Here is a 16,065-nt window from a genome sequence, read left to right as displayed (position 1 = left end):
CGCACGAGATGAACGAGCTGTCTATCGGTGACGTCGGGCGGGCCACCGGCCTCGGGGTGCACGCCTTGCGATACTTCGAACGGGAAGAACTTCTGTTGCGCCCGATCCCCCGGTCTCCCGGTGGACAGCGCGTCTACGCACCGGCCGACGTCGAATGGCTCCTGCTCTGCAACCGCCTCCGCGAGTCCGGCATGCCGATCGCGACCTTGCGAGTCTTCGCCGGGCTCGTTCGCTCGGGACCGGGAAACGAGCAGGAGCGACTGGCGTTGCTCGAGGCTCACGAACAGTCCGTCCGTGACAGGCTGGCCGAGCTGGCGGCCGACCTCGAGGTGATCCACAACAAGGTCGTCACCTATCGCAAGCATGTCGAAGAGGGCACCGCGGTCGGAGTCTGGTCCCCCGAGCCACCGAGCTGACAGACGGCGATGTTTGTTCCGTGGCAGCTGCGCGGCCGGCCACGACTAGCTTCCGCCGTTCACACTGAGTACCGCCAGATCTTCGATCCCTCGGTAGTGAATGCCGGTCATGCCGAGAGACCGTGCGGCGGAGACGTTTTCCGGCCGGTCGTCGATGAACACGCAGCGGTTCGGTGCGACACCGGCCGCTTCAGCAGCGATCTCGTAGATGCGCAAGTCCGGTTTCGCGATGCCGACGGCCGCACTGCTGATCACGGTGTCGGCGAAATCGGTGAGACGCATCCGGGCCAGATGGATGTCGAGGTTGTCCATCGCATTGGTGACCAGGACCAGCGGGACGCGGGCGCGGACCTCTGTCAGCAGATCCCTGACCTGCTCATCGACCCAGAAGTCGACGGCGGCGAAGGCGTCGACCGCCCGGACCGCATCGGGGTGACCGCCGAGCGCGGCGGTGATCGAAGCCAGCCACTGCTCGGCGGTGATCTGTCCGAGTATGGCCGGGCGGATCTGTTCCGGGGCGAAGGCGGTGGCCAGCACGGGCAGCCCGTAATGCTCCTCGATGTCGCACTGACGGTCGTGGTCGAATTGACGGAGCACGCCATCCAGATCACACAGCACCGCTTCGAATCTCTGCATCGTCCCAGTCTGCCTGTGCCACGGGGTGACTCACAGCGATCACGCGGCGCCGGTATCGCCTGCCGCCGAGGACACGCCACGAAGCCGGGCCGGAGCGAGGTACCGGAATGGATCGGCCCACATATATCCGGTCGCCGCCGGCATCGGGATCAGCTCTGCGTGCTGGCGATGTATGCGGTAGCCACGCGTTCCGCGGCGGCGGTTCCCGACGCGACGCAGGCGGGAACACCGACGCCGTGCAGGTAGGCGCCCGCTACCGCGATGCCGTCGAGGGGGGCGATAGCCGACTCGAGAGCCGCGATCCGCTCGGTATGGCCGGGGGCGTACTGCGGAAGGCCACCGGGCCACCGTTGGACGACCGCTTCGATCGGGGTGATCGGGATGCCGGTGACGGTGGACAGGTCGGCGACAGCCGCCGCGATGAGGTCGTCGTCGGTCCAGGAGAGCGGCTTGTCGTCGCCGAGCCGGCCGAAGGAGGCGCGGACCAGCGCGACGTCACGCTCTGCCAGATGAGGCCATTTACGACTGGACAGGGTGAACGCCTTGGCGCGCAAGGGTTCTCCGGTGGCGACGAGGATGCCGGAGTTGTCCGGTAGCGCGGTGTCGCGTGGCAGGGCCATCGCGACCAGCGCCGACGAGGACAGTTCGATGCCCGCGGCGGCTCGGGCTGCCTCGGGCGCCACGTAGTGCAGCAGGCGGGCGGTCACCGGGGCGGGCGTAGCGATGACGACACCTTCGACGGCGCCGATCGGGTCGACCACCCAGCCATGGGGTCCGCGGGCGATTCTGGTCGCGGCCGTGGTCGCGACGAAACGCGCGTCCGAAGCCTCGGTCAATGCGGCCAGCAGGGCTCCGTAGCCGTCGCGTAGCCCACCGAATACCGGGTCCGAGCTGGGCGCGGGCATCGCCGCACCCACAGCCTCCGTAAGACTCGACGCGCCGTCGTCGAGCGCTGCGGCAAGAGTGGGTAACGCGGCGCGGACACCGATCGAAGCACTGATTCCCGCATAAACCCCGCCCAGCAACGGATCGACGCTCCGCTCGACCACCTGCCTGCCGAACCGGTCACCCACCAGAGTCTGCACGTCGATGTCGCAGCCTCGATCCCAGCGCAGCGGCCGCTCCGGCTCCGTGGCGACCCGGGCGAGCGTCGCATCGTCGACCAGCCCGCGCAGCGACTCGGCATCAGACGGAATCCCCATCAGGGTGCGCCCCGGCAACGGATGCGCCGACCCCTGCGCCCAGATCAGCGGCCGTTTCCCCGCGGGCCGCACCAACTGGTCGGCCAGGCCGAGTTCGCTCATCAACTCGATCACCTCGGGCCTGCGCCCCACGAAGGCCTCGGCGCCGAGATCTACTGGCCCCCCGGACAATTCACGAGTGTGCAGCACGCCGCCGACCCGTCCGCTCTGCTCGAGCACGACGATGTCGGTGTCCTCCCCCAACCGCTGCCGCAACCGATAAGCCGCGACGAGCCCGCTGATTCCGCCCCCGATAACCGCGATCCGCATGTACCGACCGTAGCCGTGCGACACGTCGCCCGGTGCGACGCACCGGCTCCGATGTCGGCTGGGTCACCAGCGCGTCTGGTTCGTGAGCCGAAGCTACAGGGAGTGCACCAACTCGACCAGGGCGGTCAGCACACCGGGATCGGTGTCGGGCAGCACGCCGTGGCCCAGGTTGAAGATGTGCCCGGTCGCACCGAGCGTGATCGCCTCGTCGGCTTCGCGCACGATCCGCCGCGTCTCGGCCTCGACAGCGTCGAACCCGGCGAACAGGATCGCGGGATCCAGATTGCCCTGCAAGCCTTTTCCGGCACCGACCCGGCGCACCGCATCGGTGAGCGGCACCCGCCAGTCGACACCGACCACATCGGCACCGGCCTCACCCATGGCACCCAGCAGTTCGCCCGTGCCGACGCCGAAGTGAATGCGCGGCACCCCGGCCGAGGCCACCTCGGCGAACACCCGCTCCGAATGCGGCAGCACGTACTCGCGGTAGTCGGCCAGCGAGAGCGCGCCCGCCCAGGAATCGAACAGCTGCACCGCGTCGACCCCGGCCGCCAACTGGGCCTGCAGGAACGCGATGGTGATGTCGGTCAGGGCGCCGAGCAGGGCGTGCCAAGTCTTCGGGTCGGCGTGCATCATCGCCTTGGTGCGCTCGTGCTGCTTGCTCGGCCCACCTTCCACCAGGTAGGAGGCGAGGGTGAACGGGGCACCCGCGAAACCGATGAGCGGGGTGTCGCCGAGCGCGCCGGTGAGCAGTCGCACGCCTTCGGTGACCGCGCCGACCTCTTCGGGGCGCAGCCGCGGCAGCGCGCGCACGTCGGCTTCGGTGCGCACCGGGGAGGCGATGACCGGGCCGACACCGGGCACGATGTCGAGGTCGATCCCCGCGGCCTTGAGCGGAACGACGATGTCGGAGAACAGGATTGCCGCGTCGACGCCGTGGCGGCGGATCGGCTGCATGGTGATCTCACACACCAGCTCCGGGTCGAAACACGACTCGAGCATGCCGATGCCCTTGCGCAGTTCCCGGTACTCCGGCAGCGACCGGCCGGCCTGACGCATGAACCACACCGGGCGCCTGCTGGGCGTCGCGCCGGTGGCGGCGGCCAGGAAAGGGGCATCGGTCAACCGGCGGCGGGTGTAAGTGCTCATCGCCGTTCATCCTAAGCGCCGAGCCCGCGGGAACCTCACGCCCCGGCGGGTGTGGGACCGACCACACGTTCCACCGGTCGAGTCGTCGATACCCGCCGACCCCGCTCACATCGCACATCGTGCATCGCGCCGACGCCGAGAATGCACCCTACGCAACGCGACCCGCACGCAACGCGCACGGCGGCGCGCCTCCGACGGCGCCGGGCACCCACGGTCTACCGTTCCTCCTCGTGACACCGCTCGACATCCGCGACGGCGCCGCACCGACCGGGGGAACGCCCCGCGAGCCTGCTTCTTTTCGGGCGGCGGTCGATGCGATGGGCACCGCAACAGTGCACCCCCGAATCGAGCTGGCGCCGATCCGTCCCCCGCAACGGTTGGCGCCGTTCTCCTATGCGCTCGGGGCGGAGGTCATCCACCCCGACAGTCCGGTGGTGCCCACCGACTCCGAGGGCGACGCGTTCGGCAGGCTGATCCTGCTTCACGACCCCGACGGCGACGAGGCCTGGAACGGTGTGTTCCGGCTCGTCGCCTACATCCAGGCCGACATCGACGCCGCATTGGCCGCCGACCCCCTCTTACCCGAGGTGGCGTGGAGCTGGCTGGTCGACTCCCTCGAATCGCGCGGCGAAGCGTTCACCGCCCTCGGCGGCACGGTCACCGCGACCAGTTCGGTCCGCTATGGCGATATCGCGGGCCCACCCCGCGCGCACCAGCTCGAACTGCGCGCGTCGTGGACGGCCACGACCACCGAGATGCGCCGACACGTCGAGGCATTCTGCGAAGTGCTGGCCTTCGCCGCCGGGTTACCCCCCGCCGGGGTCACTCATTTACGACCGGAGTCCTATACCCGCACCGATCGCCCTTGATCGCCACGTAGAGTTCACGTTTATGTCGGTCGCCGAGGAACCCACCGCAGCAGAGCCCCTGCTCGCCCCTGCCGAGGGGGTTCCACCTGTGCTGGCGACCGCCGACGAGGTCGCCGCGGCCGCCAAAACCCTCGCCGCGGGCACCGGTCCCCTGGCTGTCGACGCCGAACGCGCGTCCGGTTTCCGCTATTCGGCCCGGGCGTACCTGATCCAGCTCCGCCGTGAGGGCGCGGGCTCGTTCCTCATCGACCCGATTCCCGTCACCGACGCGCTGACCCCGCTGGCCGAGGCGATCAACGACCTCGAATGGGTCCTGCACTCCGCCGACCAGGACCTGCCCGGCCTCGCCGAACTGGGTTTGCGCCCCGCCCGCCTGTTCGACACCGAACTCGGCGGCCGCATCGCCGGCTACGAACGCGTCGGCCTGGCCGCGATGGTCGAAAACCTCCTCGGCCGCTCCCTGCGCAAGGGCCACGGCGCCGCCGACTGGTCGAGCCGCCCGCTGCCCGACGAATGGCTCAACTACGCCGCCCTCGACGTCGAACTACTCCTCGAACTCCGCGACACCGTCGCCGCCGACCTCGACGCCCAGGGCAAACTCGACTGGGCCGCAGAGGAATTCGAGCACGTCCGCACCATGGACCCGCCCGCTCCGAAAGCCGACCGCTGGCGCCGCACCTCCGGCATCCACACCCTGCGCCGCACCCGTCAACTGGCGATCGTGCGCGAACTGTGGACCACCCGCGACGAACTCGCCCGCGCCCGCGACGTCGCCCCCGCCCGCATCCTGCCCGACTCGGCCATCGTCACCGCCGCCACCAGCGAACCCCGCTCGATCGCCCAACTGCGCACCCTCCCCGTCTTCGGCGGCCCCCGCCAGCGCCGCTACTCGCGCGACTGGCTGGCCGCCGTCGAACGAGGCCGCACCCTCCCCGACAAGCAACTCCCCCCACTCACCCTCCCCTTCGACGGCCCGCCCCCGGTCAACCGCTGGGAACGCCGCGACCCCGTCGCCGCCGCCCGCCTCACCACCGCCCGCGGCGCCATGGGCGAACTCTCCACCGAACACTCCATCCCGGTAGAGAACCTCCTGTCCCCCGAACTGGTTCGTCGTCTCTGCTGGGACGGACTCCCCGACTACAAGAACGTCGGCACTCCCGAAGAGTTGTCCGCGAAGATCGAGGCCTTCCTGCTCGCCGGCGGTGCGCGCCCATGGCAACGCACCCTCGCGGTTCCCGCCCTGACGGAGGCATTGACACCGGCGACCACCTGACGCCGACCTACAACGAGCTCACTTCCGCCGAGACGGTGCAGACCAATTCGACGAGTTTTCGTTGGTGAGCTCGCCCACTTCCCGGACGAGCTGAACCGGCTCGCCTGTCACTCCCCTTCCTGCGAGCTACTTGGCCCAACCTGCACGATCAGTTCGAGAACATCAGTGCGCCATCGCTTCTCGCAGACTGGACAGCACTCGACGTACTTGTGATCACGAGACCGCGTTTCCCTGTGTTCGACAATCGAGACGGCGTTCTCCACTACGATTCCTACAAATCGCGCCCCACAGCTGAAGCACTTAACTGGGACGTCGGCGCCGAATAGCGCACCATCAAAGTCGAAGAAATATGGAAGACCATCGATAATCTTCCGATCGAGAGCATCGAGATCTGTTCCATCGCTCCAGTGCACAAACAATGGCAGGACAGCGCCGTATCCAGTCTTTACGTCAACCCTACGCACAGTCGTACTACCCCAAAGGAACTTGGCCAAGTCGATATTCCGACTATTGCATGGACAATTTTCGCCTACCTCATCGCTCCATCTGGGATAGAATTCTGCCAAATATAGGCCAATAACAAATTTCTTCTTCATCAACAAACTCAGAATCTCGGCATAGCGTTACTCCCCGCGAGTCGGTACATGCGGCACTAGTGGATGATCGCCTACGTAGGCCGATATCTTCGAAACTCTGACGGACCCGGCTACAACATCCAAGTGGGTTGCGGAATTCTTGGAAGTCCGAGCATGTACGACTCTCTTCCCATCGCGGTTACAAGTCGATAGATTGAGATCAATCACGGATTCGGTGCTCAGGTTCGATATCTCGACACTATCGACGCCATAGAGGTTCAGCTCAATCTGCACTGTGTTGTAACCGATGTTTCTCCATTTCCTCGGCGGATCAACAGGGAACTCACGAAAGTCGAAACGGAGGTATACACTTGGCCCGTCTCGGTGCAGGCGAACCTCATGGAGCACAACGCCTTCCAATGACGGAGTGGCTGCTCCGAATATCGCCCGTACACTACGTGAGTCCACCAGGGCTTCGATCCAATTCACCTTCCGCACCTATCTCTTGAGGTTGCCGTCGAGTTCTGTCAGATATCGCGGGTTGATCATCCAGACCCTGACACCTTGAACGGATCTACGAAGGCGTACGACGACCTTTGGAAGTATCCAAGCCATCTCACTGTTCTCGTTCATATCCGCAGGCCGGCAAAGCGGGCGGCCGATCCTCGATTCGATTACACCAGCGAGGGAATTGAATTCCTTTACTATGCGCTCAGCAGCCATGCCATCATCGGCATTGCGTGCGAACACGGTGTCAACAGCTTTGAACGAGCAGTACCTGATATCACCGCGCCCGACACTCAAACTCGCCCCAGGCTGTCGCACGTCTATGTCGGTAGTCAGATCGCCTCCGTGCTCGATCGAGTGACCCGCATCGGGATCTTCGTGCCAGCCGACGATGTCGCAGAACTGTCGAATGTTGTCAAAGGTCCACGTCCAATCAAACTTCGATGCGATGCAAACCTTCTCGGCGACCCTTTGCTCGATTTTGCGCCTGTTAGTTGACCTTCTCTCGGCGGCAGTTGACTCGAGACTCCGCTTGCGCGCCATGTCGACCATACGCGAAAGGACACCGATGTCGGGCACCGATCGAGGAGGTGCCGTGAAGAGGTGAATATACTCGCCAAGTTTGTCTATACCGTCACCGACGAACCATATTCCATTGGAATACCCCTCTGGTATAGAATCCATCGGCGTACGAAGATAACTTATATGATCGACCCTCCAAAGCGCAGTTATCTTCTCCAATTCTCCATCGATGCGATGTCCATACACTGCAACATCACCCAAGCTGACCTCGCCCGCCAAACATCGATTGGCACACAGGACGGATTCAAGAGATATCATAGTATATGTTTTGTAAACTCCGATGATACCGCTGCCGCTCATGCCCATCCACCCCTCACTGTAAACTCTTCAATCCGTCGGTTATTTACAAGTCTAGAATGTGGTCCTGGAACCAGGAAAAGCTACGGCTTGGTATTAAATTTCGCACCTTCCCACGGCGATAACGTCCTGCGGAAGAATGCCGCGCTCCCACTTGTCATTCAACTTCCAGTTGTTGTCAACTTTCCATCAGACGAAAACGCTCTTTCGGTGAGTTGAGGCGATGGAATCCTTGGCAGTGTGCTCTAAAAACGCTTCCGTCTATCATTGGATTTCTCATGCTTGATTCCGAAGGATGTTAGCCACACTTCGAATGAATCTATCTCCTTCTCCAAAAGGTTCAATATTTTGCGATTTTCTTCAATGGCGAAGACCCCGTGGCCATGCAGAGTCCTTACACTATCGTAGATAGTGTAAAGAAAATCTGACAATGGAGTGGAATCAATAATCTTCTTCCCGTGCCGGGTAGCTACACGGTCCTTCTGTAGGGAAAACTCGACTACAAACATAGAACCAAAGCCTTCGAATCGCCCATTTCCCTTTCCGCGACTGGCCAGTAATCGAGCCTCAGAGAGGAGAGCAGCGGCGGAGGGATACACCATCATACGTTGATCAGGACGCTCAAGACCGCGAGTAGTAACCGATCCTGACTTGCCCAGCACTTCCAGGTCGCCTAGTGAATACCCATCCTCTGGAGGGTCATCGCGGACCGTGAAAATGAACTCGACCATTGTTTGACTTCCCATGCATTGGAGACATTCGCGCCGTACCCATGTCGCCCACCTACAGTTTATCGAGGTGAACCAGAGCATCGCAGACTGCGGCGCGAAGTTGGTCCTCGGTGATATCCCCGTCTTCCCGATCCAAAGGATCGATCGGGTAATCTTCGAGCGCAAAGAAGACTCGATCCAGCAGGAATTCGAAAGGCGGTCGCACGCGCTCCTTTGCTTCCAGAGATCTACCCCGTGCGGCGTACCAGCTGCGCGCAAACTCTGCACCATCAATTTCGCAGCTGGCAAACCTTCTCATCAGTGCCAATTGATCGCCGATGCCCGAATTCGGTGACACATCCAGGGAGCGCTGCCAAGTGCGTTTGGAAAAATTCAATTTGCCATTCCGGCTACCATAGAAAACCCCCTGAACGATACCCTTAAATTGCTGGTCTCCCAGCTTCCGAGCCGACCAGAACTTGCCGTCAGACCGCAACATTACCATCTTGTTCGTATTGGGGTCGATGAATCCGATGGCCGTTCCTTGGTATCTGCAATTGAAGCGGTAAATCTTCGTATCCGGAGCCGTCATTTGTTGCTTCATCGCTTCGGTAAACGCCGCCTTATTGGCATTGTTCTTATTGCCGGCGAGGCCGAAATCTGAAGCATGCGCGTCATAATTCTTATCATCATTACAAGCCGGACTGCTGGGTCTTGAGTGCTGCGGCGTTGGTGGTGTCGCGGGTGGTGAATGCGTCCGCGACAGCAGTCAGGTTCGAACTGGTGTCGCCGACAGCATCGATCGCGGCCTGGATCGCGTCGATGCCATCGGTCTCTACCGAATCGACGAACAACGGACCGAGGAAGGCACACAGTTTCCCGAACGCATCCGAGGGGGCAGAGACGGCTTGGGCTGCTTCGAGTGCTTCGGTCAACCCCGAACCGGCCGAGGTGACGTTGCTGGCGTGGGTTCTGATCTTGTCCGGGGAGATGCTGAGTTCCCCGCCTGCGCTTGTCATCTTCGCTGCCCCGCCCCTCGTGTGATGCCACCCCGGGTCGGCGGGCACACCCTGCCCACGACCTGCGATGTCGAACCTGATCGAACAGGTCCTATGCACCGGAAATACCAGTACGTCAGACCTGCGGCACGCAGTGCCAATCGCCGAGCGTAGCGGATACGAGAAGGTTGGTATGTGCGGTGAAATCGATGGAACCAGAAGGGGCTTCGGTGCGTCTAAGGGTGCGAAGGGGTGCCATCTCGTTGGTCGATTTGCGGGAATGCGCAGGGAGGTAGTCGTCGATGCTCGACCGCGTCACTCGCGACCGTCGAGCATCGACGTGGGTTGTTCTAGAGGGTCAGCAGAACTCTGACACGGCGGAACTCGGTGGGGTTGCGAAGGTTTCATGGTGCGGGGGCAGCGGGAGGAACCGGGCGAGATGGTGTCGTAGGCTGTGCGGAACGACGGGTGGCCGGGTGCGGGGAGCATTCGGGGCGGCCGTGGGGTTGGTGCGGGCTCGTCACGATGGTGTGGCTCGGTGAGCTGGGAAGACGGAGGATGCTCGTGCGACAACGGTTTCTGGTGGTGACCACTGTGTTGTGTGGGGCGCTGGCTATGGCGGGGTGTTCCACCACCGAGAGTGGGAATGCGCAGCCGAGTGCGACTACCGACCAGGCTGCGGCCACCGCAGCCTTGTGGGATCCGTGCAGCCAGATTCCTGACTCGACCCTGACCAGCTTGGGGCTGGATGTGGCATCGGAGCGATCCGGCATCCTCGGCGCTGAAGAGCCCGGCTGGAAGATCTGTCGCTGGGATGACGCGAACTACCCGTCCGGATTCGGGATCGGTGCGTACTCCACAATCCACACACTCGACGAAATGCGCGCCAAACCGACGAACATCGAGTTCAAGGACGTCGTGATCGCCGGGCGCAGCGGTGTGCAGTTTCGGCAGAGCCACTACAAAGCGAACGAAGATTGCTCGATCGCCTTTTCGACGGCTACCGGCCTAGCGCAGCTGGATCTACTCACCACCGGCGTAAAAGAGAAGGCAGTGCCGCCGTGCGAACGGCTACAGCCGATCGCGGAAGCGATTGTTCCACTCTTTCCTAAATGAAAACGTTCGAACACAAGGGGGTGTCATGGCTTCGGAAGACGAGAAGTCCCGCTGGCAGTATCTGAACGAGGAAGCGAAGGCCGGTCGCCTGTACCTCGATCCTTCGGTGGCAACGAGTTGCCGTGATGCGAGCAACAAGCAGATCGACCTTTTCAACCAGTTGAAGAACGACTTACAGTCCGTCGCAACGGTTTCCGGCCTCGGCAGATTCCGAGCAGCTGACGAATTGGCGAAGATGCTCGGCATGAAAGCTGTTGGCGGCGAACGTGATTTCAACACAGCCTTTCAAGAGCACATCGATGTACTCACACTGATCCGCGACACCATCGAGATCTCGGTGAACAAGTACCAAGACCAGCAAGTAGCCCAAGCGCAAGCGCTGACTTCACAGGGCGCCAACCTTCCCAGTGGTGGTTAAGAATGTCATTCTTGGACAATGTCGTCGGTAGGGCAGTCGTCAACTCCATTCCGGGAGGTAGCACATACCTCTCGTTGAAGGATTACGCTGACGGTAGCAAGCCGACCCGCTCGACGGACGAGAGCCCGGACGCGCATATCGCACGGAATCGGTTGGCGGAGTTGAAAAACGAATTCGACGGCGCCTATCAGAAGCCGCAGGTCGTCTCGTATGACGAACCGAGTCAGATGTCGGACCTGTACGAGCGGGTCTCCGCGATGTCGATGACCGATGTCAACACGCTGCACACCCGTTGGGAGACCCTGCGCAACAAGCTCGAACAGGGTTTCAAGACCTACGACGCCGAAATCGGGAAAGCGATCGGGGAGAAGTGGACCGGTAACGCGGGAGCCAGCGCCGGTGCGGGCATCAAGGACTATGTCGAGAAGTCGGGAAACCTGCTGTCGTCGGCGCAGATGATGGCCGAGAAGGTGAAGGTGGTCGAGTCGGCCATGCAGATCGCCAAGGATCGGGTCCAACCGCACGAAGGCTCCACGCTCAGCGGGATCGCGAGCTACATCCCCGGACCCACCTGGAAGATGGACAGCCACAACGCCGATACCGCGAAATCGGAAGGGGCGGAGGTGGTCAAGGGCATCTATTACGAGGCGATCAAGATCGCGGACACCGACGTCCCACTCGTCCCCCAGCCGTACAACCCCTTGGACACCGGCTCGAAGCCGGGCGATGACAACGGCAGCAAGGACGACACCACCGACAAGAAGTCGACCACGCAACAGCCCACCACCGAACAGCCCACGACCGAACAGCCGACCACCGAGACGCCGACGACGGAGGACCCCTCCGACGACGACACCGGCGACGACACGACACCGTCGAGCACGGAGCCTGCGGCGACGACACCGCAGTCCACCGTGCCGACCACGCCGACTTCACCGACCGGCACCACTCCCGCGTCGACGACGCCGATGGGGACCGGCGGTTCTCCGGGTGGCGGTTCGCCCGGTGCGGGGACACCGGGTTCCGGTGTGCCAGGAGCGGCCGTTCCGGGCACTCCGGGTGGCGCAGCTGCGGGAAAGGGCGGTGCCGGTGCAGGAGGGGCGGGTTCCGCCGGTTCGGGCCGCGGGATGTCGGGCATGGGCGGTATGGGTGCCGGTGGCGGGAAGGGCGGGAAGGGCGATGACGAGAAGGAATCCGGGACGAAGGACTATCTGATCAATCAGGAGAACGGTGAAGAACTCACGGGGCTCAGCGAGGATCAGCGGGCCAAGACGGTGCCACCGGTGATCGGCGCATGAGCCAGGGACAGTGGCAGTTCAGTGCGCTCGGGTTCACGGTGCTGTGGCGCGCGGCGGATCGCGATGTGCTCCCCTATCCGTTGCAAACGCGGGCGGACGCGGTGACCGTGGACGACTACGACCGGCTGTGGCAGGACGAGGCCCAGCGGATTCTGCCGATGTTCGACCACTCGCTGGACGCGGCGCTGCAAATTCTGCTCGAGCCGGAAGCGCGATTCGAGCTCGCCGGGTACGGCGACGGGGAGAAGTTGCGGTCGTTCGCGGCGGTGCGGGGGCAGCAGGCGGTGCTGGTGGAACAGCAGCGGGTGCCGCTCGACCACGAGGGCGGTGACATCCGGATGAGCATGCTCGAGATCGAACAGCTGCCCGACAAGCTCCTTGCCCGGCTGCCGAAGACGGGGGCGGCGGGCGGGGACGTGTTCTCGATGAACAGCAACGACTTCGACGAGGAAGCACCCTACGATCCGTGGGCGGCCGACCGGCGCACGCCGCAGCAGAAGGCGGATGATTTCTTCGGGCGGCCCCGGTCGACGCTGGTATACGTGGCGGGCTATCCGGGCGCCGCGACGGACAACCGGCCACAACCCGCACAGGGCTTCCACGTGATGGATTTCCCGGATGGGCGCTACCTGGTCACCGAACGAGGCTCTGTGATCGAGGCGCGACCGGGTGATACCGGCGATGCCCGAGGGTCGTTGGTGCGGTTGATGAAATCGGCCATCGCGATCTATCGCGAAGACAACGAACCCGCCTACCGATAGACACGCATCGACCCCTGCCATGAGTCACGGCAGGGGTCGATGGGTTACTGGGCCGGGGTTCGGTGCGCTTGTTCGACGAATTGGTTGGTGTAGGTGGCTTCGAGGTCGATGCGGTCCCGGACGGGGGCCACGTTGCGGGAGTATCGGCCCAGGATGCGGAGGACGTTCTGGGCGCCTTCGGGTTTCATCAGGCCGTCGCCGTTGAACATGCCGATCGAGTCGCGGATGGATTTCGCGTAGAGGGCGGGGTCGCTGCCGGCGTATTGGGACGGCATCTTCGCGGCGATCTCGTCGGGGTTGTGGGTGTCGATCCAGCGCAGCGTCTGCACGAAGGCGTTGGCCAGTTTCTGGACGATCTCCGGGTGCGCGGAAACGGTGTCGCACTTCATGTACAGCGATGAGGCAGGGTACAGGCCGCCGAGTGCGGCGCGGGTGCCTTCCTCGTTGCGCATGTCGGTGAGGATCTTCGCGTCACCGGACTGGACCATTTTCGCCACGGTGGGGTCGGTGGTCATGCCCGCGTCGATGCCGTCGTGGTTCATGCCCGCGATGAAGGTTTGTCCCGCACCGACTTTCACCCTGGTGTAGTCGGAGGTGCTCAGACCCTCCTGACCGGCCAGCGCCTGGGTGAGGAAGTCGGTCGACGAGCCGAGCGAGGTGACGCCGAGGTTGCGGCCGCGGAAGTCGGCGGGCGAGCGGATGGTGTCGGCGTCGGCGGTGGAGACCAGTTCCACTTCGCCTGGCACGTCAGCGAATTGGACCACGGTCTGCAGGCACTGGTCTTTGGCCTGGAGGTCGATGGTGTGGTCGTAGAAGCCGACCACGGCCTGGACGTCACCGGTGAGCAGGGCGGTTTCGGCGCTGGCGCCGGACTGCTCGCCGAGCAGCTTCACGTCGATGTCGTTGGCCTCGAACGCACCGAGCTGCTGGGCGAGCATCGCGGGCAGGTAGATCACCTTCTCCAGACCGCCGACCATGATGGTGATCTGGGGTCTGCCGTCGGCCATCGGGATGGACCGCGAATCGCGGCATCCGGTGGCCAGCAGCAGCGAACTGATCGCGAGCAGCGCCAGTGCGAAGGGCTTGCGGTATCTCATCGTCTACACCCCGTGACCCGACTGTGCCTGCGAGGGACGCCATTTCAGCAGGCGCCCTTCCGCGAAGCCGATGAGCGATTCCGCGATCAGGGCGACCACGGTGATGATGATCATGCCCGCGTAGATGCCTGCCGCGTCGAAGGTGCCCTGGGCGTTGGAGATCAGCAGGCCCAAACCTTTACTGGCACCGGCGTATTCACCGACGACCGCACCGATCAGCGCGAACCCGAAGGCGGTGTGCAGGCTGGACAGGATCCAGGTCGTGGCGCTGGGCAGCACGATGGAGCCGAGGATCTGACGTTTACTCGCACCCAGGATGCGGGCGTTGTTGATGACATTGCCGTCGACTTCCCTGGCGCCGGTGAAGGCGTTGAAGAACACGGCGAAGAACACCAGCACCACCACGGTCGCGACCTTGGAACTCAGACCCAAGCCGAACCAGATGATGAACAGCGAGGCCAGCACGATGCGGGGCACGGCGTTGAGCGCCTTGATGAACGGGGCGAGCACGTCGGCCCAGTAGCGGCTGCGGCCGAGCAAGGTGCCCAGCACGACGCCGGCGACGGTGCCGATCACGAAGCCGAGCACGGCTTCCTGCACGGTGGTGAAGATCTGCAGCCAGATCGACCCGAACTGCGTTCCCTCGGTGAACCATTCGACCAGCCGATCCCAGATCAGGGAGGGCTTGGAGTAGAAGAACGGGTCGATCCAGACGCTGGCGACCAGCTCCCACGATCCCAGCCACAGCACGATCAGCGCGGCCCGCAGACCCCACACCCGCAACTTGGACTTGCGGTTCTTGGCCTTCACCCGGGCCAGGATCTGCTCCTCGGATTCAGCCTCGACCTCCGGCGCCGTCGCGGCGATCGCGGTCATCGTCTCAAGCGACACGGGTCGCTCCCTTCGTGCGAGCCGCCTCGACCTGATCGCGCAGCGTTTCCCAGATCTCCCGGTAGAGGTCGCGGAATTCCTCGGTGAGGCGCACCTCTTCGACATTGCGCGGACGTTCGAGGGTGACGCGGAAGTCACCGCAGACGGTCGCGGGGCTCGCGGTCATCACCACGACCCGGTCGGCCAGGGCGATGGCCTCCTCGAGGTCGTGGGTCACGAAGATCACCGCGGCGTCGGTGCCTGCCCACACGCGCAGCAGTTCGTCCTGCATGAGCTGGCGGGTCTGCACGTCGAGCGCGCTGAACGGCTCGTCCATGAGCATGATCTCGGGTTCGTTCACCAGGGTCTGGGCCAGTGCGACGCGCTTGCGCATGCCGCCGGAGAGCTGGTGCGGGTAATAGTCCTCGAATCCGGCAAGTCCCACGATGCGCACCCATTCGGCGGCCTTCGCCTTCGCCTCGGCTTTCGACACGCCACGAAAGCGCGGGCCGAGCGCGACATTGTCGAGCACGCTGCGCCACGGCAGCACGGCATCCTGCTGGAACATGTAGCCGATGCCGTCGGGGATGCCGTCGACATCCTTGCCGCGCACCAGCGTGCGCCCCGCCGAGGTGGGCTCGAGGCCCGAGACCAGGGAGAGGGTGGTGGACTTGCCACAGCCGGTCGGGCCGACCACCGCGACGAATTCGCCTGGCGCGACGGTGAAGTCGATGTTCTTCACCGCGGTGTGGATGCCACCGTCGGTTCCGGGAAAGCGCTTCGTCGCGCCCCGGAGTTCGATGAGTGGATTGCTCATTGCTGCTCCTGTGTCCGGCGCCGCCTTGGTGTGATGCGCGGCCGCTATCGAAAGGTAAGTGTTGTGGGTCACAGAGCGCGCGCTTGTGCGCACAACCGGCGCAAGCAGCGATACGGGCGTTGTGCGCATTGTGCTCATGGTCACCGGGGGTGCCTACACTGAGCC

The 16,065-nt window shown here is 63.7% G+C and carries 18 protein-coding genes; 7 read left to right on the top strand and 11 right to left on the bottom strand.

The window, feature by feature from the left end:
- Window positions 1-8 precede the first annotated feature (8 nt).
- On the top strand, window positions 9-416 hold the full coding sequence (locus ACFVVI_RS02150; protein WP_387442560.1) for a MerR family transcriptional regulator: 408 nt from the start codon (window positions 9-11) through the stop codon (window positions 414-416).
- Between the two features lie 45 nt (window positions 417-461).
- On the opposite strand, the gene ACFVVI_RS02145 is transcribed toward ACFVVI_RS02150, so the two are convergent.
- The 3 genes from ACFVVI_RS02145 to hemE all read right to left on the bottom strand — a co-directional run bounded on the left by ACFVVI_RS02145 (window position 462) and on the right by hemE (window position 3,712).
- The gene (locus ACFVVI_RS02145) at window positions 462-1,052 is read right to left on the bottom strand and encodes an HAD family hydrolase (protein ID WP_387442558.1); all 591 of its coding nucleotides are present in this window, start codon (window positions 1,050-1,052) and stop codon (window positions 462-464) included.
- Between the two features lie 149 nt (window positions 1,053-1,201).
- A complete protein-coding gene (locus ACFVVI_RS02140; RefSeq protein ID WP_387442555.1) occupies window positions 1,202-2,563 on the bottom strand; it encodes a protoporphyrinogen oxidase in 1,362 nt (453 codons plus the stop codon).
- A gap of 93 nt (window positions 2,564-2,656) precedes the next feature.
- The gene (gene hemE / locus ACFVVI_RS02135) at window positions 2,657-3,712 is read right to left on the bottom strand and encodes a uroporphyrinogen decarboxylase (RefSeq protein ID WP_387442553.1); all 1,056 of its coding nucleotides are present in this window, start codon (window positions 3,710-3,712) and stop codon (window positions 2,657-2,659) included.
- A gap of 317 nt (window positions 3,713-4,029) precedes the next feature.
- Here hemE and ACFVVI_RS02130 point away from each other — a divergent pair, with 317 nt between their 5' ends.
- Both ACFVVI_RS02130 and ACFVVI_RS02125 read left to right on the top strand, forming a co-directional pair.
- The gene (locus ACFVVI_RS02130; RefSeq protein WP_378989124.1) at window positions 4,030-4,581 is read left to right on the top strand and encodes a DUF3000 domain-containing protein; all 552 of its coding nucleotides are present in this window, start codon (window positions 4,030-4,032) and stop codon (window positions 4,579-4,581) included.
- A 22-nt stretch (window positions 4,582-4,603) separates the two neighbouring features.
- Window positions 4,604-5,854 (top strand): HRDC domain-containing protein, encoded by a 1,251-nt coding sequence (locus tag ACFVVI_RS02125; protein ID WP_387442552.1) that lies wholly within the window; start codon window positions 4,604-4,606, stop codon window positions 5,852-5,854.
- 623 nt (window positions 5,855-6,477) lie between these two features.
- Here the strand turns inward: ACFVVI_RS02125 and ACFVVI_RS02120 are convergent.
- From ACFVVI_RS02120 to ACFVVI_RS02100, 5 genes are all read right to left on the bottom strand, one after another.
- Entirely contained in the window at window positions 6,478-6,897 is a 420-nt protein-coding gene (locus tag ACFVVI_RS02120) for an Imm50 family immunity protein (protein WP_387444432.1), read from the bottom strand.
- 30 nt (window positions 6,898-6,927) lie between these two features.
- Window positions 6,928-7,818: a DUF6301 family protein gene (locus tag ACFVVI_RS02115; RefSeq protein ID WP_387442549.1), complete on the bottom strand. Its 891-nt coding sequence runs from the start codon at window positions 7,816-7,818 to the stop codon at window positions 6,928-6,930.
- Between the two features lie 242 nt (window positions 7,819-8,060).
- Complete coding sequence (locus tag ACFVVI_RS02110; RefSeq protein WP_387442547.1) at window positions 8,061-8,546, bottom strand: hypothetical protein; 486 nt, start codon at window positions 8,544-8,546, stop codon at window positions 8,061-8,063.
- 52 nt (window positions 8,547-8,598) lie between these two features.
- Window positions 8,599-9,291 carry a colicin D domain-containing protein gene (locus ACFVVI_RS02105; protein ID WP_387444429.1) on the bottom strand — a complete coding sequence of 231 codons (693 nt, stop codon included), beginning with the start codon at window positions 9,289-9,291 and terminating at the stop codon, window positions 8,599-8,601.
- Entirely contained in the window at window positions 9,218-9,544 is a 327-nt protein-coding gene (locus tag ACFVVI_RS02100; RefSeq protein ID WP_387442544.1) for a type VII secretion target, read from the bottom strand. Before ACFVVI_RS02100 ends, ACFVVI_RS02105 begins: the two co-directional genes overlap by 74 nt.
- Window positions 9,545-10,108: 564 nt before the next feature.
- Between ACFVVI_RS02100 and ACFVVI_RS02095 the strand changes: the two genes are divergently transcribed.
- The 4 genes from ACFVVI_RS02095 to ACFVVI_RS02080 all read left to right on the top strand — a co-directional run bounded on the left by ACFVVI_RS02095 (window position 10,109) and on the right by ACFVVI_RS02080 (window position 13,116).
- Entirely contained in the window at window positions 10,109-10,639 is a 531-nt protein-coding gene (locus ACFVVI_RS02095; protein ID WP_379221857.1) for a DUF3558 domain-containing protein, read from the top strand.
- Between the two features lie 25 nt (window positions 10,640-10,664).
- Window positions 10,665-11,057 (top strand): hypothetical protein, encoded by a 393-nt coding sequence (locus ACFVVI_RS02090; protein WP_387442542.1) that lies wholly within the window; start codon window positions 10,665-10,667, stop codon window positions 11,055-11,057.
- A gap of 152 nt (window positions 11,058-11,209) precedes the next feature.
- Window positions 11,210-12,355 (top strand): hypothetical protein, encoded by a 1,146-nt coding sequence (locus tag ACFVVI_RS02085; RefSeq protein WP_387442539.1) that lies wholly within the window; start codon window positions 11,210-11,212, stop codon window positions 12,353-12,355.
- Window positions 12,352-13,116 (top strand): ESX secretion-associated protein EspG, encoded by a 765-nt coding sequence (locus ACFVVI_RS02080; RefSeq protein ID WP_387442536.1) that lies wholly within the window; start codon window positions 12,352-12,354, stop codon window positions 13,114-13,116. Before ACFVVI_RS02085 ends, ACFVVI_RS02080 begins: the two co-directional genes overlap by 4 nt.
- Before the next feature lie 44 nt (window positions 13,117-13,160).
- Here the strand turns inward: ACFVVI_RS02080 and ACFVVI_RS02075 are convergent, their stop codons facing one another.
- The 3 genes from ACFVVI_RS02075 to ACFVVI_RS02065 are packed head-to-tail and all read right to left on the bottom strand — an operon-like array spanning window position 13,161 to window position 15,900.
- A complete protein-coding gene (locus ACFVVI_RS02075) occupies window positions 13,161-14,213 on the bottom strand; it encodes an ABC transporter substrate-binding protein (RefSeq protein WP_387442533.1) in 1,053 nt (350 codons plus the stop codon).
- A gap of 3 nt (window positions 14,214-14,216) precedes the next feature.
- Entirely contained in the window at window positions 14,217-15,104 is an 888-nt protein-coding gene (locus ACFVVI_RS02070) for an ABC transporter permease (protein ID WP_378988671.1), read from the bottom strand.
- Window positions 15,094-15,900: an ABC transporter ATP-binding protein gene (locus ACFVVI_RS02065; RefSeq protein WP_378988669.1), complete on the bottom strand. Its 807-nt coding sequence runs from the start codon at window positions 15,898-15,900 to the stop codon at window positions 15,094-15,096. The genes ACFVVI_RS02070 and ACFVVI_RS02065 overlap by 11 nt, the downstream gene beginning before the upstream one ends.
- Between the last annotated feature and the right edge of the window lie 165 nt (window positions 15,901-16,065).

The sequence above is a fragment of the Nocardia sp. NPDC058114 genome, assembly GCF_042884695.1.
GTDB lineage: Bacteria > Actinomycetota > Actinomycetes > Mycobacteriales > Mycobacteriaceae > Nocardia.
The sequence above is the reverse complement of the archived record's forward strand: the minus strand, read 5'-3'. Positions and strand labels throughout refer to the sequence as shown.

Coding starts and splice junctions, on each gene's coding strand:
- ACFVVI_RS02150 (WP_387442560.1), top strand. CDS start 9: ATGAACGAGCTGTCTATCGGTGACGTCGGGCGGGCCACCGGCCTCGGG.
- ACFVVI_RS02145 (WP_387442558.1), bottom strand. CDS start 1,052: ATGCAGAGATTCGAAGCGGTGCTGTGTGATCTGGATGGCGTGCTCCGT.
- ACFVVI_RS02140 (WP_387442555.1), bottom strand. CDS start 2,563: ATGCGGATCGCGGTTATCGGGGGCGGAATCAGCGGGCTCGTCGCGGCT.
- hemE (WP_387442553.1), bottom strand. CDS start 3,712: ATGAGCACTTACACCCGCCGCCGGTTGACCGATGCCCCTTTCCTGGCC.
- ACFVVI_RS02130 (WP_378989124.1), top strand. CDS start 4,030: ATGGGCACCGCAACAGTGCACCCCCGAATCGAGCTGGCGCCGATCCGT.
- ACFVVI_RS02125 (WP_387442552.1), top strand. CDS start 4,604: ATGTCGGTCGCCGAGGAACCCACCGCAGCAGAGCCCCTGCTCGCCCCT.
- ACFVVI_RS02115 (WP_387442549.1), bottom strand. CDS start 7,818: ATGAGCGGCAGCGGTATCATCGGAGTTTACAAAACATATACTATGATA.
- ACFVVI_RS02110 (WP_387442547.1), bottom strand. CDS start 8,546: ATGGTCGAGTTCATTTTCACGGTCCGCGATGACCCTCCAGAGGATGGG.
- ACFVVI_RS02100 (WP_387442544.1), bottom strand. CDS start 9,544: ATGACAAGCGCAGGCGGGGAACTCAGCATCTCCCCGGACAAGATCAGA.
- ACFVVI_RS02090 (WP_387442542.1), top strand. CDS start 10,665: ATGGCTTCGGAAGACGAGAAGTCCCGCTGGCAGTATCTGAACGAGGAA.
- ACFVVI_RS02080 (WP_387442536.1), top strand. CDS start 12,352: ATGAGCCAGGGACAGTGGCAGTTCAGTGCGCTCGGGTTCACGGTGCTG.
- ACFVVI_RS02075 (WP_387442533.1), bottom strand. CDS start 14,213: ATGAGATACCGCAAGCCCTTCGCACTGGCGCTGCTCGCGATCAGTTCG.
- ACFVVI_RS02065 (WP_378988669.1), bottom strand. CDS start 15,900: ATGAGCAATCCACTCATCGAACTCCGGGGCGCGACGAAGCGCTTTCCC.